At 60.0% G+C, this 25,942-nt stretch carries 29 protein-coding genes; 15 read left to right on the top strand and 14 right to left on the bottom strand.

Features of this window, described 5'->3' with window-relative positions; all coding sequences use genetic code 11:
- Positions 1-73: 73 nt before the first annotated feature.
- The 7 genes from CFE428DRAFT_RS38380 to CFE428DRAFT_RS03595 all read right to left on the bottom strand — a co-directional run bounded on the left by CFE428DRAFT_RS38380 (position 74) and on the right by CFE428DRAFT_RS03595 (position 5,940).
- Positions 74-523, bottom strand: coding sequence for an alpha/beta hydrolase family protein (locus tag CFE428DRAFT_RS38380; RefSeq protein ID WP_272941095.1), 450 nt, complete (start codon positions 521-523; stop codon positions 74-76).
- Between the two features lie 58 nt (positions 524-581).
- Positions 582-1,334 carry a DUF4190 domain-containing protein gene (locus CFE428DRAFT_RS32895; RefSeq protein ID WP_083804950.1) on the bottom strand — a complete coding sequence of 251 codons (753 nt, stop codon included), beginning with the start codon at positions 1,332-1,334 and terminating at the stop codon, positions 582-584.
- 173 nt (positions 1,335-1,507) lie between these two features.
- The gene (locus CFE428DRAFT_RS03615; protein ID WP_006978080.1) at positions 1,508-3,322 is read right to left on the bottom strand and encodes a serine/threonine-protein kinase; all 1,815 of its coding nucleotides are present in this window, start codon (positions 3,320-3,322) and stop codon (positions 1,508-1,510) included.
- A gap of 247 nt (positions 3,323-3,569) precedes the next feature.
- The gene (locus CFE428DRAFT_RS03610; RefSeq protein ID WP_006978079.1) at positions 3,570-3,758 is read right to left on the bottom strand and encodes a hypothetical protein; all 189 of its coding nucleotides are present in this window, start codon (positions 3,756-3,758) and stop codon (positions 3,570-3,572) included.
- A gap of 25 nt (positions 3,759-3,783) precedes the next feature.
- Positions 3,784-3,990, bottom strand: a complete 207-nt coding sequence (locus tag CFE428DRAFT_RS03605; RefSeq protein WP_006978078.1) for a hypothetical protein — start codon at positions 3,988-3,990, stop codon at positions 3,784-3,786.
- A 337-nt stretch (positions 3,991-4,327) separates the two neighbouring features.
- On the bottom strand, positions 4,328-4,942 hold the full coding sequence (locus tag CFE428DRAFT_RS03600; protein WP_006978077.1) for a DNA-3-methyladenine glycosylase: 615 nt from the start codon (positions 4,940-4,942) through the stop codon (positions 4,328-4,330).
- 242 nt (positions 4,943-5,184) lie between these two features.
- Positions 5,185-5,940, bottom strand: coding sequence for a Nif3-like dinuclear metal center hexameric protein (locus CFE428DRAFT_RS03595; protein WP_006978076.1), 756 nt, complete (start codon positions 5,938-5,940; stop codon positions 5,185-5,187).
- Positions 5,941-6,036: 96 nt separating this feature from the next.
- On the opposite strand from CFE428DRAFT_RS03595, the gene CFE428DRAFT_RS03590 reads away from it, so the two are divergent.
- Both CFE428DRAFT_RS03590 and ychF read left to right on the top strand, forming a co-directional pair.
- Entirely contained in the window at positions 6,037-6,435 is a 399-nt protein-coding gene (locus CFE428DRAFT_RS03590; RefSeq protein WP_006978075.1) for a hypothetical protein, read from the top strand.
- A gap of 292 nt (positions 6,436-6,727) precedes the next feature.
- Positions 6,728-7,897, top strand: a complete 1,170-nt coding sequence (gene ychF, locus CFE428DRAFT_RS03585; protein ID WP_006978074.1) for a redox-regulated ATPase YchF — start codon at positions 6,728-6,730, stop codon at positions 7,895-7,897.
- Here ychF and CFE428DRAFT_RS03580 read toward each other — a convergent pair.
- A complete protein-coding gene (locus CFE428DRAFT_RS03580) occupies positions 7,801-8,616 on the bottom strand; it encodes a hypothetical protein (protein ID WP_006978073.1) in 816 nt (271 codons plus the stop codon). The two genes, ychF and CFE428DRAFT_RS03580, sit on opposite strands and share 97 nt — an antisense overlap.
- A gap of 118 nt (positions 8,617-8,734) precedes the next feature.
- Between CFE428DRAFT_RS03580 and CFE428DRAFT_RS03575 the strand changes: the two genes are divergently transcribed.
- The 3 genes from CFE428DRAFT_RS03575 to CFE428DRAFT_RS03565 all read left to right on the top strand — a co-directional run bounded on the left by CFE428DRAFT_RS03575 (position 8,735) and on the right by CFE428DRAFT_RS03565 (position 10,596).
- Positions 8,735-9,169: a hypothetical protein gene (locus CFE428DRAFT_RS03575; protein WP_006978072.1), complete on the top strand. Its 435-nt coding sequence runs from the start codon at positions 8,735-8,737 to the stop codon at positions 9,167-9,169.
- A 228-nt stretch (positions 9,170-9,397) separates the two neighbouring features.
- Positions 9,398-10,012 carry a hypothetical protein gene (locus CFE428DRAFT_RS03570; protein WP_131989066.1) on the top strand — a complete coding sequence of 205 codons (615 nt, stop codon included), beginning with the start codon at positions 9,398-9,400 and terminating at the stop codon, positions 10,010-10,012.
- A 38-nt stretch (positions 10,013-10,050) separates the two neighbouring features.
- Positions 10,051-10,596 carry a hypothetical protein gene (locus tag CFE428DRAFT_RS03565; RefSeq protein WP_006978070.1) on the top strand — a complete coding sequence of 182 codons (546 nt, stop codon included), beginning with the start codon at positions 10,051-10,053 and terminating at the stop codon, positions 10,594-10,596.
- A gap of 63 nt (positions 10,597-10,659) precedes the next feature.
- On the opposite strand, the gene CFE428DRAFT_RS40890 is transcribed toward CFE428DRAFT_RS03565, so the two are convergent.
- From CFE428DRAFT_RS40890 to CFE428DRAFT_RS03545, 3 genes are all read right to left on the bottom strand, one after another.
- On the bottom strand, positions 10,660-11,064 hold the full coding sequence (locus tag CFE428DRAFT_RS40890; RefSeq protein ID WP_042724349.1) for a SurA N-terminal domain-containing protein: 405 nt from the start codon (positions 11,062-11,064) through the stop codon (positions 10,660-10,662).
- A 67-nt stretch (positions 11,065-11,131) separates the two neighbouring features.
- Complete coding sequence (locus CFE428DRAFT_RS03555; RefSeq protein WP_006978068.1) at positions 11,132-12,484, bottom strand: choice-of-anchor tandem repeat GloVer-containing protein; 1,353 nt, start codon at positions 12,482-12,484, stop codon at positions 11,132-11,134.
- Positions 12,485-13,022: 538 nt separating this feature from the next.
- Complete coding sequence (locus CFE428DRAFT_RS03545) at positions 13,023-14,201, bottom strand: DUF4034 domain-containing protein (RefSeq protein ID WP_006978066.1); 1,179 nt, start codon at positions 14,199-14,201, stop codon at positions 13,023-13,025.
- Between the two features lie 256 nt (positions 14,202-14,457).
- Here CFE428DRAFT_RS03545 and CFE428DRAFT_RS03540 point away from each other — a divergent pair, with 256 nt between their 5' ends.
- The 4 genes from CFE428DRAFT_RS03540 to CFE428DRAFT_RS03525 all read left to right on the top strand — a co-directional run bounded on the left by CFE428DRAFT_RS03540 (position 14,458) and on the right by CFE428DRAFT_RS03525 (position 19,130).
- Positions 14,458-15,135, top strand: coding sequence for a hypothetical protein (locus CFE428DRAFT_RS03540; protein ID WP_131989065.1), 678 nt, complete (start codon positions 14,458-14,460; stop codon positions 15,133-15,135).
- 348 nt (positions 15,136-15,483) lie between these two features.
- The gene (locus CFE428DRAFT_RS03535; protein ID WP_006978064.1) at positions 15,484-16,962 is read left to right on the top strand and encodes a S1C family serine protease; all 1,479 of its coding nucleotides are present in this window, start codon (positions 15,484-15,486) and stop codon (positions 16,960-16,962) included.
- Positions 16,962-18,440, top strand: coding sequence for a S1C family serine protease (locus tag CFE428DRAFT_RS03530; protein WP_006978063.1), 1,479 nt, complete (start codon positions 16,962-16,964; stop codon positions 18,438-18,440). Before CFE428DRAFT_RS03535 ends, CFE428DRAFT_RS03530 begins: the two co-directional genes overlap by 1 nt.
- 18 nt (positions 18,441-18,458) lie before the next feature.
- Positions 18,459-19,130, top strand: coding sequence for an HAD family hydrolase (locus CFE428DRAFT_RS03525; RefSeq protein ID WP_006978062.1), 672 nt, complete (start codon positions 18,459-18,461; stop codon positions 19,128-19,130).
- A 128-nt stretch (positions 19,131-19,258) separates the two neighbouring features.
- Here the strand turns inward: CFE428DRAFT_RS03525 and ruvC are convergent, their stop codons facing one another.
- The 3 genes from ruvC to CFE428DRAFT_RS03510 form a co-directional block, all read right to left on the bottom strand.
- Positions 19,259-19,762: a crossover junction endodeoxyribonuclease RuvC gene (gene ruvC / locus CFE428DRAFT_RS03520; protein ID WP_006978061.1), complete on the bottom strand. Its 504-nt coding sequence runs from the start codon at positions 19,760-19,762 to the stop codon at positions 19,259-19,261.
- Between the two features lie 75 nt (positions 19,763-19,837).
- Positions 19,838-20,467 (bottom strand): hypothetical protein, encoded by a 630-nt coding sequence (locus CFE428DRAFT_RS03515; protein ID WP_006978060.1) that lies wholly within the window; start codon positions 20,465-20,467, stop codon positions 19,838-19,840.
- A 74-nt stretch (positions 20,468-20,541) separates the two neighbouring features.
- Entirely contained in the window at positions 20,542-20,931 is a 390-nt protein-coding gene (locus tag CFE428DRAFT_RS03510) for a hypothetical protein (protein ID WP_006978059.1), read from the bottom strand.
- A 291-nt stretch (positions 20,932-21,222) separates the two neighbouring features.
- Here CFE428DRAFT_RS03510 and CFE428DRAFT_RS03505 point away from each other — a divergent pair, with 291 nt between their 5' ends.
- The 6 genes from CFE428DRAFT_RS03505 to CFE428DRAFT_RS03480 all read left to right on the top strand — a co-directional run bounded on the left by CFE428DRAFT_RS03505 (position 21,223) and on the right by CFE428DRAFT_RS03480 (position 25,847).
- The gene (locus CFE428DRAFT_RS03505; RefSeq protein WP_006978058.1) at positions 21,223-21,891 is read left to right on the top strand and encodes a MotA/TolQ/ExbB proton channel family protein; all 669 of its coding nucleotides are present in this window, start codon (positions 21,223-21,225) and stop codon (positions 21,889-21,891) included.
- A gap of 30 nt (positions 21,892-21,921) precedes the next feature.
- On the top strand, positions 21,922-22,326 hold the full coding sequence (locus CFE428DRAFT_RS03500) for an ExbD/TolR family protein (protein WP_006978057.1): 405 nt from the start codon (positions 21,922-21,924) through the stop codon (positions 22,324-22,326).
- Positions 22,323-23,078 (top strand): hypothetical protein, encoded by a 756-nt coding sequence (locus CFE428DRAFT_RS03495; protein WP_006978056.1) that lies wholly within the window; start codon positions 22,323-22,325, stop codon positions 23,076-23,078. The genes CFE428DRAFT_RS03500 and CFE428DRAFT_RS03495 overlap by 4 nt, the downstream gene beginning before the upstream one ends.
- Complete coding sequence (locus CFE428DRAFT_RS03490) at positions 23,075-23,314, top strand: SIR2 family protein (RefSeq protein WP_006978055.1); 240 nt, start codon at positions 23,075-23,077, stop codon at positions 23,312-23,314. The genes CFE428DRAFT_RS03495 and CFE428DRAFT_RS03490 overlap by 4 nt, the downstream gene beginning before the upstream one ends.
- A gap of 80 nt (positions 23,315-23,394) precedes the next feature.
- Positions 23,395-24,963 (top strand): IMP dehydrogenase, encoded by a 1,569-nt coding sequence (gene guaB / locus CFE428DRAFT_RS03485; protein WP_006978054.1) that lies wholly within the window; start codon positions 23,395-23,397, stop codon positions 24,961-24,963.
- Positions 24,964-24,974: 11 nt separating this feature from the next.
- Entirely contained in the window at positions 24,975-25,847 is an 873-nt protein-coding gene (locus CFE428DRAFT_RS03480; protein ID WP_006978053.1) for a hypothetical protein, read from the top strand.
- Positions 25,848-25,942: the final 95 nt, after the last annotated feature.

Raw genomic sequence — 25,942 nt, 5'->3', positions numbered from 1 at the left:
GTTAGAGATAACCAGCCCCGGCGGTGTAATGAGCAGTTTGCCGGGTTACATTTCTCGGTAACCGTCCCGACCTTCAATTCGAATCCATCGTCTCTTTGATCCAACGAATTCCCGCCGGAATTCCCTGTTCGATCATCGCATCGTAATGATCGCCGGTTTCGACCGTCTGAAAGGTCACCCTCGGATTCGTCTCCCGGAGCAATTCGACAAATCGCTCCGTAGTTGCCAGGGGAACTTTCGAGTCGTCTTTAGCCTGGAAGAGAAAGAGAGGCTGGTGCATGCGGGCCACTTGATTCTTCGGCGACGCCTTGCGCTCAAAGTCGCGGAGTCCAGGAAAAAGCATGTCGCTCATCGAAGTTGCGAGAATCTTCTCGTGGAACTTTTCCAAATCCGTCCCTGGAGCGTAGGCGATGCTACCTCGCAACCGTGGTTCGTAGGCGCCGAGCAAGAGGGACGCTGTGCCTGCCGAACTGTGCCCCGCGGAAAAAATCCGTGCGGGATCGACCGCCGGTAGTCGCCGCAGCGCAAATTCCAGCGCATTGCGCCCATTGACCGTTCCCGCGCCAGCGGCGCGGAAGCTCTCATAGGCGAGAGACCAACCTTTGGTTATCCCTTTGGGCTCTTCGCCGTGAGCGCCGTCGAGAGAGTACCCAGATCGCCACCATTCCTGCCTGCGCGTAGGGCAACGCCTCGGCGTGGTAAGCGTCGCCGTCCAAATCGTCGAGATTATTACCCACGAGCATGTTCGTCCCCGCCGGTGCTACGAGTACACAAGTCAGAGAGTGCGGCGCGTGCTCGCCTGGCGGCAGATAGATGCGGATTTTCATCCTGCTTCCCGGCAGCACATCGGTCCCGGGGTTGGCCGTCCGGAAGTCGACTTGGGCCACGCGCACCCCGGACTTTGACAGCGTCTGAAACACCGAATCCGGCAATTCGGGAAAGTTCGGCAATGCGACGCGTGAGAGGTCGAAGTTGGACGTGGATGTATCCACCGTGTTTGCCGGCCTGGGCTTCGTGTCGAAATGGGAGACGAAGAAGACAACCGCCGCCACGACCAGGACGACCTCGAGGTAACCAAGCACCAACCCCGCGACCGCAAATCCCGACCCTGTGAGCCGCGCTTGGGAGCGCTTGATGGCGGAAAGCGCCAGGTGACCGCAGACGACCGCGGGAATGGCGAGTAATTGAAAGAGCAAACCGGCGATGCCCATGACCATGCTGGCTATAGCCAATCCGGAGGTCTGCTTGGGTAGTGTCGCGACGGAAGGTGGCGGTGGCGGCAGGATCGTTGGCGCCGGAGGAGGCAGAGGCGGTGGAGAACTGGAGTCAGCCATTAGTCCTTGCTAGCAGAATTCCGGGGATGAAAACGAAGTTTCGAGCCGAACGTCGTATTTCCAAGCGCTTCGCCAACTCACGGCCGCGCTGGCCAGATCCACTACTTCGACTCGCCCCGGCCAGAAAATGCCTGACGACCGCCGGTAGCGACGAATGCGGCCGGCCCGGCCGATCAGTTTTCGAAGAGGTTCTTGAATGTCCGTCCGATCTTCGCGAAGACGGAATTGTTCTCCTTTTTCCTCGCGTGATGAGACCGCGTCGACGACGACCTGGCGTGAAATTCAAAAGCGAGCGACTGCTCACTGGCATCCGCCAACTGGATCGTTTTCGTCCGTGCTGCACGGCCATCCCAGCGTGCGCCGATTTCGTGGCGGCCCGGCGACAGCAACAAATCGACTGGGGCAGCGCCGACGGATCGACCATCGCAAATCACCTCGGCGCGCCCGGGTTGACAGTGTACTTTCACCACGCCATGCGGGAACTCCTGCTGGAAGAGAGCGGTGCCCGCGGCCGGCACCTGGACGCTGGTCACACGCAGTGCCTTGCCCGGCGGTGAATAGACGATACGATACGCGCCCTGGGGCAGATTGAGCGTTGCCGGCGACACACCGGAGCCCTGGAACTCGGCATTGGAACCCTCCACCTTGTCAGGCAGGACTTGAAAGGGGATGCTCGCAGGAATGGTCTCGATCCGCACCGGCACAGCGGCCTCGGGCGCGGCCATCGGCTCCGCCAGCACCCGCTGATCCGCCGTAAGCGGCGGTCCACTGGGAATCGCTGGTGATTCCGATATGGGAGATGCGGGAGGCGTAACCGCCGGCGCGGCTGGAGCAACTGGCGCAACTGCCGCAGCAGGCGAAACCGGCGCCGAGGCCACCGCAGGAGCCACGCGCGGAGCGGGCGGCGGCTGAGGGAGCGATCTCATGAACCAGGGCAGAATCGCGCAGAGAGTCGCCACGCCGGTCATGATCTGCCAGCGGTGTTGCTGGATCGGCCCCATCCAGGAGCAAAGTTGCTGATGCACGCGCGATACCGTCGCCACGAGGGCGGGCTTCGCGCGGCTCCAAAGATCCAGCGCCGCCATTTTCACGGAAGCGTTCGCGGACTCCTCGAGCGGCTGCATCGCGAGTCCCAGACGGCGCGCGATTTCACGGCCGGAGGCTGGCCGTTGATCCGGGTCTTTGGCCAGGCACGCGGCGATCGTCTCCTCCCAAGCAGGAGGAATGGCCGACTCGGGCAGGCCAAAACTCCGGCGGCGTTCGGCCATACTCTCCGGGATCACGTCCTGGATCTGCGCGCTCAAGTCGCTGCCCTCAAAGGGCGGCTTGCCGGTGAGCAACTCGTAAAGCGTGGCCCCCACCGAATAGATGTCGTCGCTCGGCGAGGGTAGCTCTCCCACGACCCGCTGCGGGCTCATGTAACCAATGGTGCCGCCAGAACTCGACCCGGTGCTGAGAGCGAAGCCAAAGCCGGTAATTTTCACCGCTCCGTGGGAATTTACCACGAGACTGGTCGGCCGGAGTTCGCGGTGCATGCAACGCCCCGCCTCGTGGGCATAGTCGATCGCCGCGCACAAATCGGTCACCCACACACTCAACTCTTCCGGTTGGAAACACCGGCTCGGGCGTTCCATCAGCAACTCCGAAAGATTCAGCCCATCCAAATATTCCAGGGCGATCGCCGCCCTGTCCCCATCCTCGAGGAAATCGTGAATGCGCAAGATGTTCGGATGCGTGAGTTCGAGACACCGCCGCGTCTCCCGTTTCAAGTCGTCCCGCGCCACGGCATCCCGATAGATGCGGTCGGGTAAAAACTCCAGGGCCACGATTCGATCCAGCGTCTGGTCGTGCGCCTTCCACACAATCCCCATGCTTCCACGCCCGACCATCTCTTCCAGCACGTACCGTTCAAAAACACGCTGCCCCTCGTGAGAGGCAACGCCCTCCTGCGAGTCGACCAGGTCGGGATAGCTATCGGTCGCGGTCATGTTTCACATAGGTGAAGAAAGTAGCGTGCCCGCCGCCTCGAAAAGCCTCGTCCCTTGGGCAATTTATAATTCCTTCAGAGTGCCGCGGGGTCACGGAGGGAGCCGAATCATACGCATTATAACTTATATCTTCACGGCCTGCCCGGCTCGACCTTCCATTGAACGCTCTCGATTTCAATGATCTCAATGACTTCTCAACGAAATCGAAAGGCGTCGTCGTCAGCCGGCGACCGCCCAAGCATTTGCCCTAGCCCTTCTTTTCAGGTTGGGGCCTCTTCCTCGCGGGCGGCTGGGCAGGGTCTTCGTCCTCACCGAGTCGCATGTAGAGCGGGGTTTTGCATTTGGGCCGCTCCTTTGCTTTTTCGATCAGCATCAGCGTGACGATGCGCCACCGGTTGCCGTTTTTGTTGCCGGATTTGTCGTCGATGTTCGGCACGAGGCATTGATACCTGCCATATGTTTTACGTTGTTTGTGTTTTGGTTTGGTTAGCGCGCCGCACCCAGCACTCGACACCCAAACGAAACAACGCACGCACCCGAGCCGCTTTGCTCAGGCCGAGGACCGCGCCGCCACTGGCACGCGTCAATTCTTCCGCATATTCGTCGATCGCTTGGATATCCGAATCCGCCAGATGGCAGAGGACTGTCTGTGAAAGCTTGTCTGACATGCGGCTCCTATAGCGATTTTATATGACATATATTGTATAATGTTATTGATATGGGCATGGCGGTGAACAATTTGCGGAGCTGTGAATAACTTGTGGGAAAGTTTCCTGCCCTATCGGAACCCGTTGAAACCGACCGAGTTATTCACCGGGCGGTTTTTAGAAACGGCGGTTTTGGAGGGGTTTTCAGGTTGGAAATCGCGACCGATGGAATGCGGATCGGAGGCGCCGATTGAAGTTGGAACCGCCCTGCCGAGTTGGCTTAAAGCGCCTGGATGCGTGGCGGCGAAAATCGATCAAAGGGATTCGCAAACGCAAACCCGCGGGGTCCGTAAACCCGTCAGCAAGCGACCGCGCTGGACGATGCTTTGACGCTGACGAACGGATTTTCCGCCGCCAGAAAACGCCATGGATAATCCGCGGATTTGGTGATGCCGATGCGCAGATCGCTCAGCCGCCGGATGGCCGGGTCGGCCGGTCCATGAAACGCGTTGGACGGCCGCGTGCACAGATCGGTGCCGTGATGCTCGCCGCCGATGCCCAACGCAATGGTCAGTTTGCCAGGACCTGAGCACAGGGCTTCGGGCGGCTTGGGTCGGGCGTTTGGAGCGGCCTTTTTTACGGGAAAACGTCGGCGGCGCATGGCGGGAATGCCGCGGGTCGGCTGCAAGGCACGGATGAGGACAAAGCCGTCTTCGCGACCGCCTTTGATCAGGACGTTGAAGAGCCAATACATCCCGTAATTGAAATAGACGTAGGCGGTGCCGGCTTCGTGTTTGGCGACGAAAGCGCGGGCGGATGGGCGCACGAAGGTGTGCGCGGCTTCATCGCCGGTGGCGGTGTAGGCCTCGGTTTCGACAATGAGACCGGCGCAGGAGTCCCAGACGAGTTCGCAGCCGACGAGTTCGCGGGCGCATGTGATGGGATCGCGCTGGAAGAAGGTTCGTGGGAGCAAGGGAGAATGCGGAATTTGGAATGCGGAACGCGGAATTTCTATGACCGATTGCGGATCGCCAATGGCAAATGGCAGATAAGAGCCCGCAGCTTTTGCGAGGCGGCGATTGGGATTGGGGCGCGCTCGGTTTGCGGTGGGTGGGGCATTCCAGCCTTTGGTCCCCTGCTCATTTTATGGAATTTTTAACCGGTCGATCGCTGCTCTTTTGCGTCTCTTGTGCCTCTTTGCGGCCATTCCCATTCTTACAGACCGGTCGGATGATCGATGAATTCCCAAGGGATGCGGAAGCGTTTGGAGACATAGGCGGCCAGGGCTTTGACGCCGAATGTTTCGGTGGCGTAATGGCCCCCGTAGAAAAGATTCACGCCGAGTTCTTCGGCCGCGATGTATGAATGTTGCGGGCCTTCGCCGGTAATGAAGGTATCAACGCCTTCCGCGGCCGCCAGGCCGACTTCGGCGCCGGCGCCGCCGGTGACCACGCCAATGCGCGCGGTTTTCGCGGGGCCGCCGGGGCTGAGGTGCGGCTTTTTGCCGAGCGCTTTTTCGAGGCGACGTGAGAGTTCTTCGCGAGTCAGGGCGAGCCTGGTTTTGAATCCGAGGAACTGGCCTTTTTCATGGAAAAACGGCTCGAGCTTTTTGAAGCCGAGGGCGCGGCACAGGAGCGCGTTGTTGCCGAGGGTTGGGTGCAGATCGAGCGGCAGGTGCGAGCTGTAGACGGCGAGGTCGCCATCGAGGGCGGCTTTGATCCGGCGCCGGGTCGGGCCGACGACCGGTTGCACGCCGGACCAGAAAAGGCCGTGGTGAACGAGCAGCAGTTGGATCCCCTTGTCCACAGCGGCCTGGATCGTGGCGCTGCTCGCGTCGACGGCCGCACCGATTTTCCGGATGTCGCCCGAGTTTTCGATCTGCAGACCGTTCCAGGCGCCGGAGAAATCCTTGACCTCCGCGTGGCGCAAATGGCGGTCGAGATGAGCAACGATGGCGGCAAGTTGTGGCATAAGTGAAACTTTTTCTATTGTGTAAATAGCCTGTTTGTGGCTAATTTTCCCACAGGGCTAAAGGTAGGGCTAAGTAGTAATTCACCCGAAATTAACATGCCAACGATCGAAGCCAATCCTCCACAACACACTGCGGTCGCTCACTGCCCACTCTGCGATGCGCCGCTGAATCCCGAACATCCGGACGCCTGCACGAAATGTGATTGGGTGTCGCCGAATCATCCGGACCACCATCAGTCGGGCAGCATCCGTGATCGGATCGCCGTCTGCCTGAGCATCGTGCCGGGCCTGGGTCATTTCTATAAAGGCCATAAAACGACTGGGGTGCTCTATTTCATCGGCAGCCTGTTCGCGTTTGCCTTCTGCTTTCTGGCCGGCGCCGCGAGCGCGGGTTGGGGCCTGCTGCTGATGCCGCTCTATTGGGTCGGCATCATGATGCAGGTCTACTGGCTCGAAGACCGTGGGTTGAAGCCGCACACTGCGGCCACGGCCTGACGGGAGCGCGGCGACAGGGTTGTAAAACGCGGGGACTCCGACCGCGAAAGACACTGAGACAGGGAGACAATTGGCCAGCGGGGATGGCGCTTCGAGCGAGTGGTCCCATTGTCTCCAGGCCTGATTGTCTTCTTTCGCCGGATCGCGGACTCGACTGTAAAAAACGCCGGGGACTCGCGTGGCCTCCCCCTGCCCGTTTCTGCATTTATTCCACATCGGGCACCCGAATTTTCGTGCGGGCGGGCCGGGTGCGCTGTACTTACGACACCCCTACTTTTTCACCGCTCTTTTTATGTTATCCGCAGGCATCGTCGGTCTTCCCAATGTTGGCAAATCCACGCTCTTCAACGCCGTCACCAAGACGCAGAAGGCGCAGGCGGCCAATTATCCCTTCTGCACCATCGACCCGAACGTGGGCGTGGTGACCGTGCCGGACCCGCGTCTGCAGGCGCTGAGCAATCTCTCGCACTCGAAGAAGATCGTGCCGGCGGCCATCGAGTTCGTGGACATCGCAGGCCTAGTGAAAGGCGCGAGCGCCGGTGAAGGGCTGGGCAACCAATTCCTCAGCCACATCCGCGAAGTGAACGCCATCGTACAGGTGGTGCGCTGCTTTGAGGACGCGGACATTCATCACGTGGCGGGCAGCGTGGACCCGGTGCGCGATATCGAGGTCATCAATACCGAGCTCATCCTCGCCGACCTGGCGGCGGTGCAGAAGCGCGCTGACCGGCAGACCAAGGCGGCGCGCAGCGGTGACAAGGCGGCAAAGGCGGAAATCGCGGTGTGCGAAAAACTGATCCCGCATCTCGATGCCGGCAAGCCAGCGACGACCCTGCCCTTGAGCGATGAGGAAGCGAAGATCATGCGCGAATTTTTCCTGCTCTCGGGCAAGCCGACGATCTTTGCCTGCAACGTGGCCGAGGCCGATCTGGCGAATGTCGTGGCGATCGTCGAAGCGGCGAAGGACAACGAAGGCGTGAAGCCGAGTGAAAATGTGGAGCTGACGCCGACGGCACGTTACGTACAGGCGGTCCAGGATTATGCGCGGTCGCATTTCGGGACCGAGGCGGTGGTCATCAGCGCGCAGATCGAGAGCGAACTGGCGACGCTCGCCGCGGAGGAAGCGGCGGAATATCTCGCCGGTATCGGTGTGGCGAGCAGCGGTGTCGATGCGCTGATCCGTGCGGTGTATCATCTGCTTGGCCTGCGCACTTATCTCACCACCGGTGAGCAGGAGACGCGCGCGTGGACCATCCGCGCCGGCGACAAGGCGCCCGCGGCGGCCGGCGTTATCCACACCGATTTCGAGCGCGGCTTCATCGCGGCGGAGACGGTCCATTTCGACGACCTCATCTCCCTCGGCTCTCACGCCAAGGCGCGCGAGGCCGGCAAGCTCCGCATCGAAGGCAAGGAATACGTCGTGAAAGACGGCGACGTGATGGAGTTCCGGTTCAACGTGTAACCGGGCTTGGCGAAGGTGGAAAACTCCACCAAGCTGATACCGGTCATTTGGCACTCTGCCTCCGCCAGGCTGGCCAGACACTTCGTCAGGAAAGGGCGCGTCTTGGTATCAAACGGGTAATCTGGATCCTCTGGATTCAACATGGCGCGCCCCATCGCTACCCCGATTCGCTCGATCAGCGCCGGCTCGTAGTTCGTGAATGGCTGCCATTCCGATTCTTCCACGGATTGGAAATCGGTGCGCCCGCCTTGAAACAGGATCCATTCCACGCGCCCAGGGACTCGGGCGTGCTCGTGTCTGACCGAGGTGTAGTGATAGAGTTCGGCGACATACTGCATGCAGAATTGAAAGGATTTAAGCAACGGTTTGCGGAACGCTTTGATCTGTGGGTAATCGTGATCCGTCTTGATCCGAAGCTCATGTGGGTAAGCGAGATAGAATTGATCTTCTCCGGCCAACGAGGAAATTCCGTTGACCCGGAACGGATCTCCAAGCCGCTCGTTCGCCTCCACCAGTCGTTGATACATTTGCCCGGGCGATTGCTTTGCGCACTCTTCCGGCGCTAATGCCGGGTGATTGGCCAACTCCGGATCGAATTCCGTCGTGTATTTGGCTAATTCGGGATCGAGGTCCACCGCATGGCAAACAGCGCACGAGAGCGCAATTAAGAGAGAGCCGATGGCACTCATCTGGAGAATGTAGGCGGAAACGGATTTCATGGATGCAGGCGCAGTTTCAGCGGAATGTCGGAATCGGAGGGCGCATCGGCATTAAACGGAACGGCAGGGATCAAACTTTCAAAGATTCGGTCGCGTTGTCGCTTTTCAGATTCAGGCCATGACACTGCCTCCTCCCCTGCCCCCACCGGCCCGACCCGTTTTCGTCTGGGTCATCTCGGGCTATTACCTGTTCAGTTCCATTTTTGCAGTCGTCTCGCTGTGGCTCGTGTATTCCGGTCTCATTCCTTTGCTTCCGGGGCAGCGACCTTACTTCAACTCACTAACCGGATCGGACTACGTCTGCACGTTTCTCATTCTGGTGATCAAATTAGTCGCTGCAACGACCCTGTTTTTCCGGCGACGCGCGGCCGTCTATCTTTTCGCTTTCGGCCTTCTCGCTGGTCTCGCCTTCCTCATTTATCAGATTGTCGCCAGACACTACATGCAAACGGTGGGCGCCATTGCACTCCCTGGGGTGGTCGTCGGCTGGGGCGTCTCCGTGGCCGTCATTATTTACGCGTGGAACCTCGCGAAAAGCGGGTTCCTGCGCTAACCGGCGCCCTCTTCGATGTCGTTCCCTGATTATATTCACGGTTATATTCAAAATATCTCGATGCTCCCTCCCCTCCGTGACGCGCTCGACGTCTGAGTGGTTACGTCGCCGTTGGCGGGACATCGCTATTGCTCCGCGTCCCGAAATTGCTAGTCTTCGTGGGTCTCCCCCAAGCTCATGAAAACGCATTGGTCGGTATTGTCGGTACTCGTATTAGTGTTGATAGCAGTGAGCACGATTGCTCGTGCAGAAGACAGACCACCTTCCGGCTTCCCGGGGAACGAGGCGGAACCGCTGGGAGAGTTTTTAGCTGGGACGAGATGGTATTGGGAGGGTAGCAAGAGCCACATCCTGGAGTTTGAAAAGGATGGAAAGGTGGATCTGGATTATTGGAAATACCCCACGGACTGGAAAGTGAGCGGGCACAACGAGGTGATTTTCACGATGCACCTTCCCACCGGAGATTTGAACGCGACCGCCACCTTTACCGAGGATCGCAGTTCGTTCTCCGGCACCCAGTTTCGAGGCGGAATCATTGCCAGATCGCCACGCGCCCCGGTCGAAAAATTCACGCCGCTGGCGGAATTTCTGCCCGGCACGAAATGGTTCTGGGAAGGCAGCAAGCAGCACATTTTGGAGTTCCAAGGCGGCGGGAGACTGCATCTCGACTACTGGAAGTTGCCTACGGACTGGAAAGTAACTGGCCCGAACCAGGTCACCTTCACGATGCACTTCAAGACCGGTACCCTGAACGCCACGATCAATTTCGACGATGATCGCAGTTCGTTTTCCGGCACGCAATTTCGGGGCGGAACCATTTCCAAATCTCCGCGGGCGTCGTGAAGCCATAGTCGTTTTGCTCGCCATCGCGTTTTCATTTCATGCCGTTCGTCAATCTAAGGTACGCCAAAGCAGCGGCGGTGGTGTCCATCGGCCTGGTTGCTTCGGCCTGCACGACTTCTGTTCGGTGCGGGGATGCTCGCCGGGTTCACCCCGCGTCGATTTTGTTCATGATGGAGGATTATCTGGAATTCCCGAAAATCCCTTTGGGCGAGCGAAAGGCGTTCTCATTCCATGTTACCAAGTGTAAAGGCGACGCCACGATCTTCTTTCCGAAGAGTCTGCGAATGCGGATTCCAAAGGCCGAACTGGATCTAACTCAATCGAGCCACGACCAACCGTGGCGGAGCACTTTACTCCGCGTTTCTTTGGTCGGACCTGACGGTCGGAAACTATACGACCAAAAGATCAATTTGGCCACCGATTGGAAAGGTGGCGCCGAAGTCGGATCGAAGTATTCAAAACTCTGGCTGAAGCTACCCGGCGAGGCAAAACTGGCGTCTCTGGAATCTTACACGTTTCAGGTTGAGGTGCTCCGGCCTTCTGGGCGGAGGGCCGATACGCTGGAAATCTCGTCGGAATATTAGCCTCGACCGGAACGGATCGCGCGGTTTGGAAACTGAGGTGCGCAACTATTCGCGGGGATGGAATCAGAAAATCCGGATGGACGCGCTCCGCCGCAGGCGCTTCAGCCATTGCTGGCGATCGCCGTGAAAGCGGTCCTGGATGATTTGGTCGATTTGCTCGTCGGTGGCGTGAGGCGGAGGGACAAAGTCCCGGTGCTTCAACTCCTGCAGGAGCAAAACCCGGTCGATCATGATTTCCAAATGCGCTTTCCGAAGCTTCACGATGGCATCGACCAAGGCTTGACCCTTGAGCGTCTCGCGCAACGTCTCGTTTTCAGCTTTCGTCTCATCCAGCAATTGCGAGATGCCAATCACCTCGCCGTTGACGGACGCGGCAGCAAGGTCTTCCAACCTAACTTCCCCTGCGACGGTGCCGATCGCTATCAGAACGAGCAACAGAACAAGCGCCGCGTGTTTCACGAACTGCATGATATCGAGAACCCACGGGTAAGAAAGTCGAAACCCACCTCGTATGTCCGCCGGTTTCTCGCCGAAACTACGAGATAGACTGGTCACGACGGCGGCGCACCAGCATGGCTAGCGAGCCAGCGAGCAACAAACCTGCGCAGCCAGGTTCAGGCGCAGGAACCGGTACGGAGAAGACGACGCCGTCGCCGCTAAAGGTGTCTCCACCCACTTGGCTGGCGCCGGCCGCAACAGTTGTGCCGTAGAGAATGTTACCATCCAGCACGAACTCTCCAACAGGTTCACTGCCATTGGCGCCGGTGAAGCTTGCGAGAACCGTCGGCGTGCCGCCCTGGACCGGCACCGAATAGATCACGCCGATGTCATTGTCGCCGCCGTAATCAGACCCGCCATAGAGGGTGCTGCCGTCCCCGCTCAGCACCAAGCCAGCCGCGAGTATCCGCCCGTTGGTGCCATTGAAGCTGGCGAGAACGGTGGGCGTGCCGCCATTGACTGGCAACGAGAAGACCACCCCGTCATTACCGGCCCCGCCATTCATCGTCGCTCCGTAGAGTGTATTGCCACTCAGGACCAAGCCGGTCGTCGGCTCCTCTCCATTGGCACCGTTGAAGCTGCCGAGCAGCGTCGCTCCGCCACCGCCGATTGGCACTGAGTAGACTGCGCCCGACCCGCTGGCCCCTCCCCCCAAAGTCGTGCCGTAGAGAGTATTGCCGCTCAGCAGCAATCTGCCATCCGATGGAGCCTGCCCATTGGAGCCATTGAAGCTGGCGAGCACGGTCGGCGTGCCACCACCGATCGGCAGAGAGAAGACCTCCCCATGTCCATTGGCGCCACCGCCAAAGGTCGTGCCATAAAGAGTATTGCCGCTCACCACCAGCCCAGCCATCGGCGCCTGACCATTGGTGCCGTTGAAGTTGGCAAGCACCGTGGTTGCTCCGCCGCCCACGGGCAGGGAGAAGACGACCCCGTCTCCATTTGCGCCACCGATCGAGGTGGTGCCATAGAGGGTGTTGCCGATCTGCAGCAAACCGGCTTGGGGATTTGCTCCATTGGAGTTGTTGAAGCTGGTCAGAACCGTAGGCGTACCGCCTCCCACTGGGACCGAGAAGACTTCGCCGTAACCAGCGGCGCCTCCATAGTAAGTGGTACCGTAGAAGGTAGTGCCGTCCTGACTTAATATCACTCCGGAATAGGAATTTCGTCCGTTGGCGCCGTTGAAGCTGGTAAGGTCTGTAACTTGGGCCTGCAGGTCCAAGGGGCCGGCCAGGCAGAGGGTGAGAAACGCGATGAGTTTACGATTGATTTTTGTCATGATGGAGTGGCCTTGCATCCCGCGACGCAAGATGGGGTTGAGGTTTTGGTTTTGGGGCAGCACGGAGCGCTCGCCGTTGAGCGGAAACGCTTCCAGCGCCTGGCTCTGCAAGGATGCAGCGCCGTCGTATTTTTTGGTTGGTTTTGGGCCTCGAGGGAGGCTGGGGACGATGCTGGTATCGGTCGGGCGACTGATTAGCCCGACCAGACCGCGTGGCTGGTCAACACCCGGGCGACCAGCGGGATGAGCAGCGTGAGGATTCGATTCATATCCGTTGGGGAATCTGGGAACCTGACTCGTAAGGACTTCTGCATTACATTGTGTTTACTTAAACCGATTTGTGTTAAGAAATTGTGTTTATGGAAGCAGAAAATTGTAAAGACTTTGTAAAGACTAAACAACTCGACGGCCACACGCCGTTTATTTGCCCGCAATTTCGCGCGGGAATGAAGATGAATTCCCTGCGAAGACCGATACAGGCCGTGTTTACAAGTGAAGATGCCAGGCATGGCAAAACGCGAAGTGCTCTGGGGAGCGGCGACTTTCCCGTCGTCGTATCCAACGCGCGTGACGCCATTTCCCCGGGTAACGTTCGCGCGTTGTAAAATTGTAGGGCGGCCATCCTGGCCGCCGTCCGTCCACAGCGAGGCTATTCGTCAGCCCGCGGCGGCGAAGATCGCCGCCCTACAAACCTCTCGGAATAGGTTACGCCTCTTCGGGCGTTATCGCTCCTGGCAGACCTCGATGTTACAGCGGTGCCACTTATCGATGCCTGGAAAGTGATACGCCGTCGGCTGGTTCGCCGGTGAGCGCCCAATTCTTGAAATACTCGTATAAGTCGGGCGACATGACCGGCGCCACATAGCCGTTCAGTTCCTTGAGGAGTTTGCTGAGCGAGCCCGCGATCCCCCGCCAGGCAGGCCATGCGGAAGAACACGGCCCGGCTGGACAACGAATCCGGATACTTCTTGCAGATTTGCTCGTAGCCTTCCCGCGTCTTGGGCCAGGAAGCGTGCGATTCACGGAAGATATTGCCGTAGTAACCGGTGAGAGAGCCGACCACGCGCGCATAGCCTTCGGCGCCCAGGCCTTCCGGTTTCTGCGCTTCCTCCTCCGCGGATTTCTCCCAATCGCCTTCCTCGCCATACCATCGGGGCAGCAAGTAATGGGCGTGCGCCATGTCGTAGCCATAGAATTGCGGGAAGAACTTCTTGGCCTCCGCGAACAGTCGAGCTTCTTGCGAGCGACTCCAGCCCTGACCCAGGGCCACAGTCATTTCCACGTACCACCACATGGGGCACCGCGGCTGCATCTCGCGAGCCTCGGCGAGGATTTTCTCCGCAGCATCCAGGCGCTGGCCAAAGACCTTCCAGCCCTCGTCGGTCACGTTACTGCCCCAATCGCTGCCGCGCGCCTTCCACGCGTAAGAAGTCAGGAAATTCGCGTGCGCAATCCGGGCCGTAATCGACTTCGGGAACGCCTTTTCCCACGCCTGATAAGCAGCTTCGTCTCGTTGCCAGACGTCCTCTCCCTCTTTGGAGCCGGGTTCCATCACAGTGTAGAATCGATACAGCCGCGTGTTCCCGGTGGCGAAGAGCGGAGGACCGGAGCGGACTTCGGCCACCATGTCTTCGAGACCGCGAAAATCGCTCGCTTTGAAAAGATTCACCACCTTGAGGCGGAAGCTCTTGATCTCTTCCTCCGGCCGGTCGACGACGGGGGCGCCATTATCCTGAGCGGCGCATTTCTGGCCGTCGCTGACCAGGAAGAGCGATGCAGAGAGCACGAACGCGCTCAGCCAGTTCAGGCAGCGCTGCCGGGAAAACATCGATTGAGACGGGGATGTTATCACAGAGGACATAGGATCGTGAATGGGATGACGTTGGTAACCCGGTAAGGTCTTCAGAGACGAAAGACAGGCATCGCGCAGGGCGAGACAAAGGCAATTCGACCGAACACAATCACGAGCAAAACAACAGCGCTTACCTGACGAAAAGTGTCATACCGAGAATGGGCGAGCGGGGTCAACTCTTGAGATGGAGTTTGCTGTTGACTGGCATCGTTGTCGCTTTTCAATGGACGGGATGCGCCTGACGATCGCTGCCTTACCGCTAGTCATCTCTGTCGGTTTCCAAGCAGCGTCTTTCGCCGCTCCTCCTTTGCCGAAAATCGAGATTACCGAAATTCGAGCACCTGCCTCAACGGAGATCATTGTCCAACACGGCTCAAATCTGCGCACGGTTGCGGCAGAGGCGTATGGACATCAGGAATTCAGCCGGTTTGTAGGACAATTGAATGGCATTGCCGTCCCGGAACGGCTTCGGGCAGGCGCAACTTTAAAGACTCCGTCCTTACCAACCGCCTTTCGTGACGCTGGGCTCGAACCGCGGTATCAGCCCGGCATCAATGCGCTCGCGAAGGCTTGGCAAGACCTTCAAGTCGTCCTCCCTCAGTATGCGGAGGTGCGCAACGCGAGCGGATTGCGTGACGGACAGTCATTCCCGATTTCTCCGGACCTTCGGGCGAAACTTGTAAAGTGCGCCGATTTAATGGACGCGGCGATTGGGTTACTCCAGCATCCGTCAAACGAGCACAGCGTGCCACAAGCGACTATCGGTCAATTCGAGGGAGCCGCTGCCTCCCTTCGACAGCTTTCGACAGGAACTATCGGTAGCCGTGACTATGATGTATTTATGATTCAAAAAAGAATCGGACTCGGATTCTATTACGCTCTCATTTGGACACAGCAGCGCGAGCAATGAAACAGAGGAGTGACGGCTTCTTCCCAATCCGTGACAAAACTCCTTCCGGTATGTGCTTTCGAATCGGAACTGTCGGCGACACGGGAATGGTTTTCGGTGATCGCACTGGATCCCCTTCCTCGCTTGGCGCGGTTTACTCTGGAACACCGACCATATCCGACCATATCCGACCATATCCGCCCCACTTCGACCGAGGGATCTGGTGGCGGGCACTGGCTCCGATCACCGCAGGCTTGCGGGGCGTCGTGAAGCGACGCAGGGCGACTGGAAAGTCGCCCCTCCCAGTGAAAAACTCGTCCCGACAATCCTATTTACAAGCCGCGAGGGCATGGCCATCTTCCGAACCTCATGATCCTCCGCCTCTGGCCCGTCGTTCTCGCCCTGGGCCTTATCGTTTCCCCTCTCCGTGCGCAGCCCAATGAGATCCGCAAAAGCGTGGCGCGCATCAACAACACCATGCAGGAAGGCAACTACCGGGTGCCATGGTTGCCCGGTCAACTCGGCGGGGGCAGCGGCACCGGTTGGGTGGTCAGCGCCGACCGCATCCTGACCAACGCCCACGTGGTCAGCAATGCCCGCTTCCTCACCGTCGAAAAGGAAGACGACCCGAAGAAATACATCGCCACGGTCGAACACATCGCCCACGACTGCGACCTAGCGATTCTCAAGGTGCAGGACCCCGCTTTCTTCAAGAATACCAAGCCCCTGGCTCTTGGCGGCATTCCGGAGCTCGAGTCGACGGTCTCCGTCTTCGGCTACCCGATCGGCGGTGAGCGCCTGAGCGTGACGCAGGGCGTGGTCTCGCGGATCGATTTCCGCACTTACACCCACTCGGTGCTCGACTCGCATCTCACCATCCAGATCGATGCGGCGATCAACCCCGGAAACAGCGGCGGCCCCGTCTTGCAGGAAGGCAATGTCGTGGGCGTGGCTTTCCAGGGATTCTCCGGCGATGTGGCGCAGAATGTCGGCTACATGATCCCCACCCCGGTGATCCGGCACTTCCTCAAGGACATCGAGGATGGGCACTACGACCGTTACATGGATCTTTCCATCGGCATTGCCAACACGCAGAACCCGGCGATGCGCAAGGGCCTGGGCCTCGGCGACGATGACCGCGGCGTGATGGTGAGCAGCGTGCAGAGCGCCGGCGTCTGTGGGGGCAAGCTCGAGGTGGGCGATGTGCTTCTCTCGATCGATGGCCACGACATCGCCAGCGATGGCATGGTGGAGCTCGAAGGCGAGCGCGTGCTGATGAGCGAAGTGGCCGAGCGCAAATTCCTCGGCGACTCGGTGAAGCTCGGCGTCCTGCGGAACAAGAAGCCGCTGGATGTGACGATCAAATTCGACCACGCCTGGCCTTACCTCATGCAGGCCAATGCCTACGATACGCAGCCGACTTACATCCTCTTCGGCGGGCTGCTTTTCCAGCCGCTCTCGCGCAATTTGCTCGGGGCGTATCGTTTCCAAAACGACCGGATCAGTTACTTCTACGACAACTTCGTAACCAAGGAGATCTACAAGGAGCACCCAGAGGTCATCGTGCTCAGCGAGATCCTGCCCGATCCGATCAATACCTACCTCAGCGAATTCCACGACGGGATCGTGGATGAGATCAACGATCACAAGATCCGCACGCTGAAGGATGCGGCCGACGCCTTTGCGGAAAAGCCGGAGTTTTACGTCATCAAATTCATTGGCTACGCCCGGCCGCTGGTGCTGGAGCGCAGTGCGGTCGAGGCCGCGCGCGAACGGATCCGTAAACGTTACAACGTGCTCGCCGAGCAGAACCTCTCCGAAACCGAAGCCACTTCCGCCTCCCGATAATGCGCCGCATCGCTTTTCTCTTTGCCTCTGTCCTGCTCCCCCTCGCCTGCCCGGTGCAGGCGGATGAAGTGCAGTCCGAAGCGCCCCAGTCCGTGGTGCGCGTGAATGTGACCAATCAACCGTGGGATTTCGGCCGCCCGTGGGGCAAGCGTCCGCCGTACTCGCGGCGGGCCATCGGCACGATCCTGCCGGATAATCAGGTGCTCGTGACCGCCGAACTGGTGGCGAATGCCAATTACGTGGAGCTGGAAACAGCCGAGGGTGGACAGAAAGTGCCGGCCCGGGTGGAGGTCGTGGATTACGAGGCGAACCTCGCGCTCCTCAAGACCGACGACGTGGCGTTTCTCAAGCCGTTCAAACCGCTGGAACTCACGCATGCCCACATCGGCGATACCCTCTCTGTGTGGCAGCTCGAGAATACCGGCACGCTGCTGGTCACGAAGGGCCCGATGACGACGGCGGAAGTGACCCGCTACCCGATCGATGACGCGGCGCTGCTCGTCTATCGCATGACCACGCCACTGCAATTCCGCGACAGCAGCTTCACGCTGCCCGTGATCAAGGACGGCAAGCTGGCCGGACTCGTGATGCGCTATGACAACACGACCAACAATGCCGAAATCCTCCCGGCGCCGGTCATCGAGCACTTCCTGCTCGATGCGAAGAAGGCGCCCTACGAGGGCTTCGCCCGTATCGGCATTACGTCGTCGCCAACGCGCGATCCACAGTTCCGCAAGTATCTCGGCCTCGATGCGAGCACCTCCGGCGGGGTTTATATCGCGGATGTCCAGCAGGATGGCCCGGCCGCCCAAGGTGGCATGGAGCAGGGCGATGTCCTGCTGCAGATCGACGGCCAGGCAGTGGATCAGGATGGCAATTACCGGGATCAGGAATACGGCAAGGTCGGCCTCGCTTACCTTTTCTCGACCAAGCATTTCGACGGCGACAAGGTGAAGTGCATCGTCTTCCGCAAGGGCGAGAAGAAGGAGCTTAACGTGACGCTCAAGCACCGGCCGGTGGAGAGCTATGTGGTCGAGCCGTATATCATCGACCGCGCGCCGAAGTTTTACGTGCTCGGCGGTCTCGTGCTGCAGGAGCTTTCCCGGCAGTATCTCAAGGAGTACGGCAATGACTGGCAGAAGAAAGCGCCGGAGAATTTCGTCTACTTCGATCACCAGCAGAACGAGCTCTTCAAGAATGGGCCGAAGAAGATCGTCTTCCTCAATCGCGTGCTGCCGTCGGAGATGACGGTGGGCTACGAGGAATTGAGCCAGCTCGTGCTCACGAAGATCAACGACATGGCCATTCAATCGCTGGACGATGTGCCCAAGGCGCTCGCCCACCCGATCAATGGGCTGCACAAAATCGAGTTCGACGGCGAGCCGAAGATCATTTTCCTCGACGCCGCGCAGGTCGAAGCGGAGGCGGCGAGCTTCCAGAAGAAGTATCGTCTGCCGGAGTTGCAGCACCTGAATTGATACCGAGGAACTGAAGCGTTGAGTAATCCATCATCAGCCAAATGGGGCGCCCTGTTCGATTGGGACGGCGTCATCATCGATTCGTCCACCCATCACGAGGAGAGCTGGGAGCGCCTGGCCAGGGAGATTGCCAAGCCGCTTCCGGAGGGGCATTTCAAAATGAGTTTCGGCCGGAAGAATGAGTTCATCATTCCGGAGATTCTCGATTGGACGAAGGAGGAGACGAGGATCCGCGAGCTCTCGCTGCGCAAGGAAGCGCTGTATCGCGAGGTCGTGGCCGAGCGTGGCGTCGAGCCGTTGCCCGGCGTGCGTACCTGGCTCGATCGGTTGCGCGAGGCGGGTATTCCCTGCGCCATCGGGTCATCCACCCATCTCGCCAATATCCAACTCTCGCTGGGGATGATCGGCCTGGGCGAATATTTCAGCGCCATGGTCACGTCCGAAGACGTGAAGCATGGGAAGCCGCACCCCGATGTGTTCCTCACTGCGGCGGCGAAGCTCGGCGCCGAGCCGACGCGTTGCGTGGTCTTCGAAGATGCGCTGGTCGGCATTCAAGCCGCCCGGGCCGGCGGCATGAAAGTCGTCGGCGTGGCCACCACGCATCCGCCGGAGGAATTGGCGATGGCGGACGTGGTCGTGCACCGGTTGGATGAATTGCAGGTGGCGCAGTTGACGGCGCTGTTTGCGTAGGGCAAAGGCCGGAAAAGGATGAAGGCGGAGGGATGAAGGATGAAGTGAAGTGCGCTACGCGGTTTTGAGAAGTTGAAACCTCGTAACCTGGCGGCGCATTTCTTCATCCTTCATCCTTCATCCTTTCCTTAGATCCGCTCCAGCATCACCGCACCCCGAGCAGCAGAGGCCGCGGTCTGGAGATGGGTCAAGCCAATGGCCAGCGCATCCGCCGCATCCGGCGAGGGAGTCTCGGTCAACCCGAGCAGTGCTCGCACCATAAATCCCACCTGCCCCTTATCCGCCCCACCCCGTCCCACCACCGACTGCTTCACCCGCCTCGGTGCATACTCATAGATCGGCAACCCGAGACTCGCCGCCGCCAGCAACGCCGCCCCTCGCGCCGCACCCAGCGTGATCGCCACCCGATGACTCTGCACATAGATGATTCCCTCGAAAGCCGCGCATTCCGGCCGGTGTTCGCGGATGAGGTCGGTGATCCGCTCGTGAATCGCCACGAGGCATCCGGAGGGCAGCAATGCCGGCGCATTCTTGACCACGCCATAAGTCACCGCCCGAATCTTATTCCCCTCCCCATCCAGAATGGCAAAGCCGGTGCCGCGAAGAGAGGGGTCGATGGAAAGGACGCGCATGAAATCCGCACCACGCTAGGCGCTTCCGCATCGGCTGTCGATTTTGTCGTGCGAAGCCCGCTTCGCCAATCGCCCTCAGTGCCCGAGCACCTGATTCATCGCGTGGTTGACCACCTTCATGACCTGTTGCGGCGCGACGACGTAAAACGCCAGGTAGCCCAACGCCAGCATGCCCAGCGAAAAGAGCCCGTAGACGAGGCGCATGGCAAACCGGCCCCGGCGCAAACGGCGCAACTCGTGGTGATGGGAGTCGAGCGTGGCGTTCTGCCGCTCCACGATCCCGCGTAGCACGTCGTGTTCTTTCCTCGAGTTCTCGCTCTGCTCGGCAAGAGTGATCTCCAGGCTCTGGTGTTTCTTTTGCAACTCCGCGTGCTGGACACGAATGTCGAGCAAATCGCGGCCGGTATCGAGCGCCGCCAGATCGTGGTGGTATCCTTCGGCCTGCTTCCGCCAATCGTCGCGCTCCGTGGTGGCCTGCTGGTGTTCCTCGGTGAGGGTTTCGAGAGTGGCTTGCGCTTCGTGGAGCTGCTGGCTGGTGGACGCCAGTTCCTGGGTGGCGGCTTCGAAATCGTTCCGCAGTGTCTCCACCTCGCTGCGCAAACCCCTGGCCTCGGTGTTTACCTTCGTGAACTCGGCCCGGGTCCGGGCCAGCGAACGCAACGCGTCGGTGTGCGTCGCCTGGAGCTCGCTGAATTTCCTCTTCACGAGCGGCGAGCTGGGCTTCGGCCCCGGTGAGCCCGTTCGTGCAAAGGCGTTTACATCGATCTTCGGCTTGATACTTAAAAGGCGCCGTGTTCCTGCTGGAGGGCGGAAAAGGCATCGACCAGTTCCGAGACGCGCGCTTCGGCCGTCGCCACCGCATGGCGGGAATGGGCGAGGTCGGTCTTGAGCTGCTGGCGATCCGCCTGGAAAGTCTTCAGCTCGGCCTGGATGTGAGTGGCATTGGCATTCAGGCGCTCGCATTCCTCGACCGCCTTTTTGAAAAGGGTGTGATGGCGGACGACTTCGCTCCGCGCTTCCGCCAGTTCGGCCTCGAGTTGCTGCGGCGATGCCGGTATCGGGTTGGGAGTTTCGGCCTGCGCTTCCGCCGTCGTGGGGGCCGCCGGCTCCACAGGCGAAGCCTCCACTTTGTCAGGTTCCGCCACCGGGCTGACCGGCGGGACGGTCATCGGGGTGCTGCAGGTCGGGCAATCTGTACTCAGCCCAGCGGCCGACTTTTCGACTACCATCCGCTGTCCGCACTGCGTGCATGCGAACTGAATATCGTCGCTGTCAGCTATCAAAGAGTCCCTCATAACCTGCGTATTATTTTTAACGGAAGCGATTGGAGTCGGTCAAAGGAAAATCATGGGAGGGACGCGACGTTTACAGCATGTTTCGCGCCGTTTTCCTGAGTAAAATCGCCCCCGCCTACCATGGGCCTTGCCACCGGTGGCGTTCCGGCCATATAAACTCTCCCCATGATCGACTACATGCAAAAAGGCGGTCCGCTGATGTGGCTAATTTTGTTCTGCAGCGTACTGGCCGGTGCGGTGTTTTTGGAGCGCGTTACCTATTTCCACCGGATTTCGATCCGGGTCGGTGAATTCATGCGTGGATTGACCAACCTCATCCAGGATCGGCGTTTCGCCGAAGCCCAGATGGAGTGCGCGAGCACCCCCAGCCCGATTACCCGGGTGATCCATGCGGCAATCATCCGCCATCAATCGGACCGGAGCGAACTCAAGGATATCGTCCAGGAAGCCGGCCAACTCGAAATGCCCCGGCTGGAGCGCCGCCTCGGGCTCCTGGCGACCCTGGCCTTCATCACGCCCCTCATCGGGCTGCTGGGCACGGTCGTCGGGCTCATCGAATCTTTCGTCAACGTGACATCGCAGAGCGGTTTCGCCAGTGCCACGGATATCTCGAGCGGCATTTACCAGAGCCTGCTCACCACGGCGGGCGGGTTGGTCGTAGCGATCCCCTGCGCGGTCGGTTACAGCTACCTGTCTTCGCGGGTCAATGCCCTGATGCATGACATGGAGCGTGCCGGCATCGAGATTGTGAACCTGATTTCCGAGAACCGCCATTCGGCTCCGGACATCATCGAATTCGGTCCCCAGCCGGCCCGGCGACAGAGTGCGGAGTAGTCGCGCTTTGACCGGCAGCAGTCTTCCCGGATGAAACTCACGCGTTCGCTGAAGTTCAATCCGGCGTTGTTCGGCGTCATCCCGCTGATCAATGTCATCTTTCTCGTGGTGCTCTTCTTCGTGTTGAGCTCGCGTTTCGTGCTGCAGCCGGGTCTGGCCGTGACGCTTCCGGCGTCCTCCTTCACTCTCGGCCCGCGGGTCGATGCCCAGATCGTGAGCATCACGGCTGCGCCGGTCCCGGTCATCTATCATCGCGACCAACGGGTGAGCCTCGATGAACTCCGGCAGCGCCTCGCCGACACGAAGGTCCGGGAACGATCGCTGATCATCAAGGCGGACAAGAACACGCCTTACGATTTGGTCGTGAAGATCACCGACGAAGCCTTGAAGCTCGGGTTTTCGGTGATTCTGGCGACGGATTCGGAGCGGAAATGAAGACGTCAGTGCCTCAGTCGGATCTGACCTTCGCGACGCCGGAGGATTCGGGGTTTCCCTATATCCTCTTCTTCTGCGTCTTTGGCTCTCTCGTAGCGCACGCGGCCACATTTTTCCTCTTCCAGGTGGTCTATCCCCAGCGTGTGACCATCCCGCAGCCGGCGCCGCATGTCAGTCTGTTGACCCCGTCCTCGCCGGAAAACATCGCGCTCCTGCGCCGGATCGAGGCCGAGGACCCCGCGCTCGTGGCCAATGACAAGCCGACAGCCCCGCCCGGGTTGGTCAGCGCACACTACGAGCCATCCTACGCCTCTCCCCGCACTGCCCCCTTGGGGCCGCCGGTGGAGAAGACGCAAGGCGTTCGCTTTCCGCCAGCGGAAGATCGCCTCGCGCCGATCGACTCCACGAAAGCGGCTCCCGCGGCGAACGCGACCGTTCCCGCGAAGAACACCTCCATCATCTTTGCCGATGGATTGGCCGGACGCGCCTTGGTCAGCAATCCTGGAATTATCTTTGCCTATCACGCGAGTGCGCCGGTTGAGGCCACAACCCTGCTCATCGGAGTGAGCAACGAGGGCAAGGTGACCTATACCCTGATTCAGCACCCCTCCGGGGACCCGGCGCTGGATGAACTCGCCATCGAGCACTTGCGGAACGTGACCTTCGAAGCGGCCTCCGCGCCGGTCGCCTGGGGGTTCGCGACCTTTTCCTGGGGAGGCGATGCCTATGTCCCGGCATCGAAAGCCCCGTGATCCCCGTCAGCCTCAACTATCTCGTCCTCATCTACCTCTGCATCATGCTGGGGCCAATCCTGATCGCCTGGTTCTTTTACGAATGGCGTCGGCAACGCCGGGAGCGGGCCGCCTTCCGCTACGTCCTGCGCTGCACCCTTTGCGGCTTCGAATTCGAAGACAAGACCAGCACCCTGCTGCCCCGTTGCCCGCGCTGCGGAAGCCTGAACGAACGCTATCGCCCATCGCGACTTTGATCGAGGGGCGGCGGCCGCGTTTTTCCTCTTTCCCCATTTTCCCTCTTCACAAGCTGCCAGCACTTCGTGTATGCCACGACATGGCAGCAAACTCTTCGCCCTCTTCGATCGACAGCGCTTTCTATAAGGCCGCCGACGACTTCTTCCGCGAGCACGCAGGTCTGGCCCTGACCTATGACGACGTCACCCTCGCGACGCTCTACTCCGAGATCCTTCCGCGCGAGACCAATCTCGAGACCGAACTCCACGAACGGCTGCGGCTGCGCATCCCGGTTATTTCCGCCGACATGGACACGGTCACCGAAGCGCCGATGGCCATCGCCATGGCTCTCAACGGTGGGCTCGGTCTGATCCATTGCAACCTGCCGGAACGAGAGCAACTCAGCCAGGTCAGCCGGGTCAAAAACAACATCCACGGCCTGATTCAGGAACCAATCAAAGTCTCTGCGGATCAGACAATTGGCGATGTTCTTACGTTAGTTGAGGAACGTGGTTTTGCCTTTCGCACCTTTCCGGTGGTGGATGAAAATGACACCCTGTTGGGATTGCTACCCGGTCACACGGTGCGCCCCCGCTACGCCTCGACGAAGGTGGCGGCGGCGATGACTCCGCGGGCTCAAGTCCAGACCATTACCGAGAAGGAGCTCGGCAAGAACCCGATCGCCAAGGCAGATCAATTCTTCAACGAGCACATCGGCATCCACAAGCTTCTGGTGGTCGATGACGACGACCGATTGCGCGGCCTGTTCACGATTAGCGATATCGAGCGGATCATGCAGGAGCGTCACAGTCAACTGAAGCCGGCGCGAGATGATCAATTCCGCCTGCTCTGCGGTGCTGCTGTGACCGCGACTCGCAACTCGACCGGTGAACTGGACCGCGATCGGATCCTGACTCATATCGGCGATTTGGTGGAGCGCGGCGTGGATGTGGTCGCCGTCTCCACCGCACACGGTTTTTCCAAAGGAGTGGGCGATACGGTGAAACTCATCCGCGAGCATTTCCCTGATCTCCCAATTATTGCTGGAAACGTAACGAGCGGAGAAGGAGTGAGTTACCTCAGTAAGTGCGGTGCAAACATAATTAAAGTGGGCCAGGGCCCCGGCTCGATCTGCACCACCCGGGTGGTGGCCGGCGTCGGCATCCCGCAACTCACCGCCCTCTACGTCTGCGCCAAGGCCGCCGAGCAGGAAGGCGTCCGGATTTTGGCCGATGGCGGCATCACCAAGAGCGGCGACATCGTCAAGGCCCTCACCCTGGCTCACGGTGTCATCTGCGGCGGGTTGCTCGCCGGTTGCCCCGAGGCCCCCGGCCAGCTCCTGGAAATCAACGGCAAGGTCTACAAGCAGTATCGCGGCATGGGCAGTCTCGCTGCCATGCAAGCCGGCAGTGCCGCTCGCTACGGACACTCCAGCAAGGATTCCGTCCGCAAGGTCGCAGCCGAAGGGGTCGAGGCCCTCAAGGAAGTCAATCCCCCACTCGACGTCGTCCTTACCCAACTGGCCGGCGGCATCCAAAGCGGCATGGGCTATCTCGGTGCGCCGAATCTCGTCGCCTTGCGCGAAAAGGCCCGTTACATACAGGTCAGTCCCGCCGGTCAGCGCGAAAGCGCGCCCCACGACATCGTGGAGGTCAAGACCGGCAACTAACCCCCTCCTCCATGCACTTCCCGAAATACTGGGCGCGCGGCGAATGGACCGGCACCCGGTCTTCGGGTGAAAACTGGCGACAACTGGCTTGGGATTGCTCGGACGAAAGTCAGGCGGACGCTCAGAACCGCGCCGACGCCAAGGCCCGGCGTCTCGGTGAATCCGCTGCCCGTTCCCGGTCCGGGCAACCGGACCGTTATCTCTACGCCGACCGTCCACTGCGTGAACCGGTGCTGCGCACGCTCGGTCAGGCCGATGGCGAGTGCGCCGCCGTGGTCACTCGCACCGCCTACGGCAGCGAAGTGCTCAACACTGACCGGCTCATGTTCGTCGATATCGACCTGCCGAAGCCGACAATGGGCGGCGGGTTGCTCGCCCTGATCGCACGTCTCTTCGGGGGCGGCTCGAAGGAGCCGGCGGCGAGCCCATCTGATGCCCGGCTCGCTGGCCTCCGGCAATGGCAGACCAATAACCTCGGCTGGGCTTTCCGTGTGTACCGCACTCACAGCGGCCTGCGATGCCTGGTCATCTCCGATTGGCACGATCCCGTCGCCGATCCCACCCACCAAGTCCTCAGGTCCCTCGGCTGCGATACCCGCTACCAGCAACTCTGCAAGGTCCAGAAAAGCTTCCGCGCCCGCCTCACTCCGAAGCCATGGCGCTGCGGCTGCGACAATCCGCCGGTGCGTTTCCCGTATGTCGATCCCCGGCAGGAATCTGTGATGCAGCAGTGGCTGGCCGGCTATCAGCAAGCCAGCGAGAAACACGCTACCTGCCAGTTCGTTACCACCGTCGGAAATGCGACGCCTTCGCTGGCGATGTCTTCGTTGATCAACGAACACGACACCCGGACCAAGGCCACGAGCGGCCTGCCTTTGGCGTAACGGTCCAATCGGGTTTATTCCTGCTGCGGCAATCGGTTGTGGATGACATTGACTCCCTGACGGAACTTGGATGACCTACCGGAAACTTCCCTCCT

It is taken from the genome of Chthoniobacter flavus Ellin428 (assembly GCF_000173075.1).
Lineage (GTDB): Bacteria > Verrucomicrobiota > Verrucomicrobiia > Chthoniobacterales > Chthoniobacteraceae > Chthoniobacter > Chthoniobacter flavus.
The sequence above is the reverse complement of the archived record's forward strand: the minus strand, read 5'-3'. Positions and strand labels throughout refer to the sequence as shown.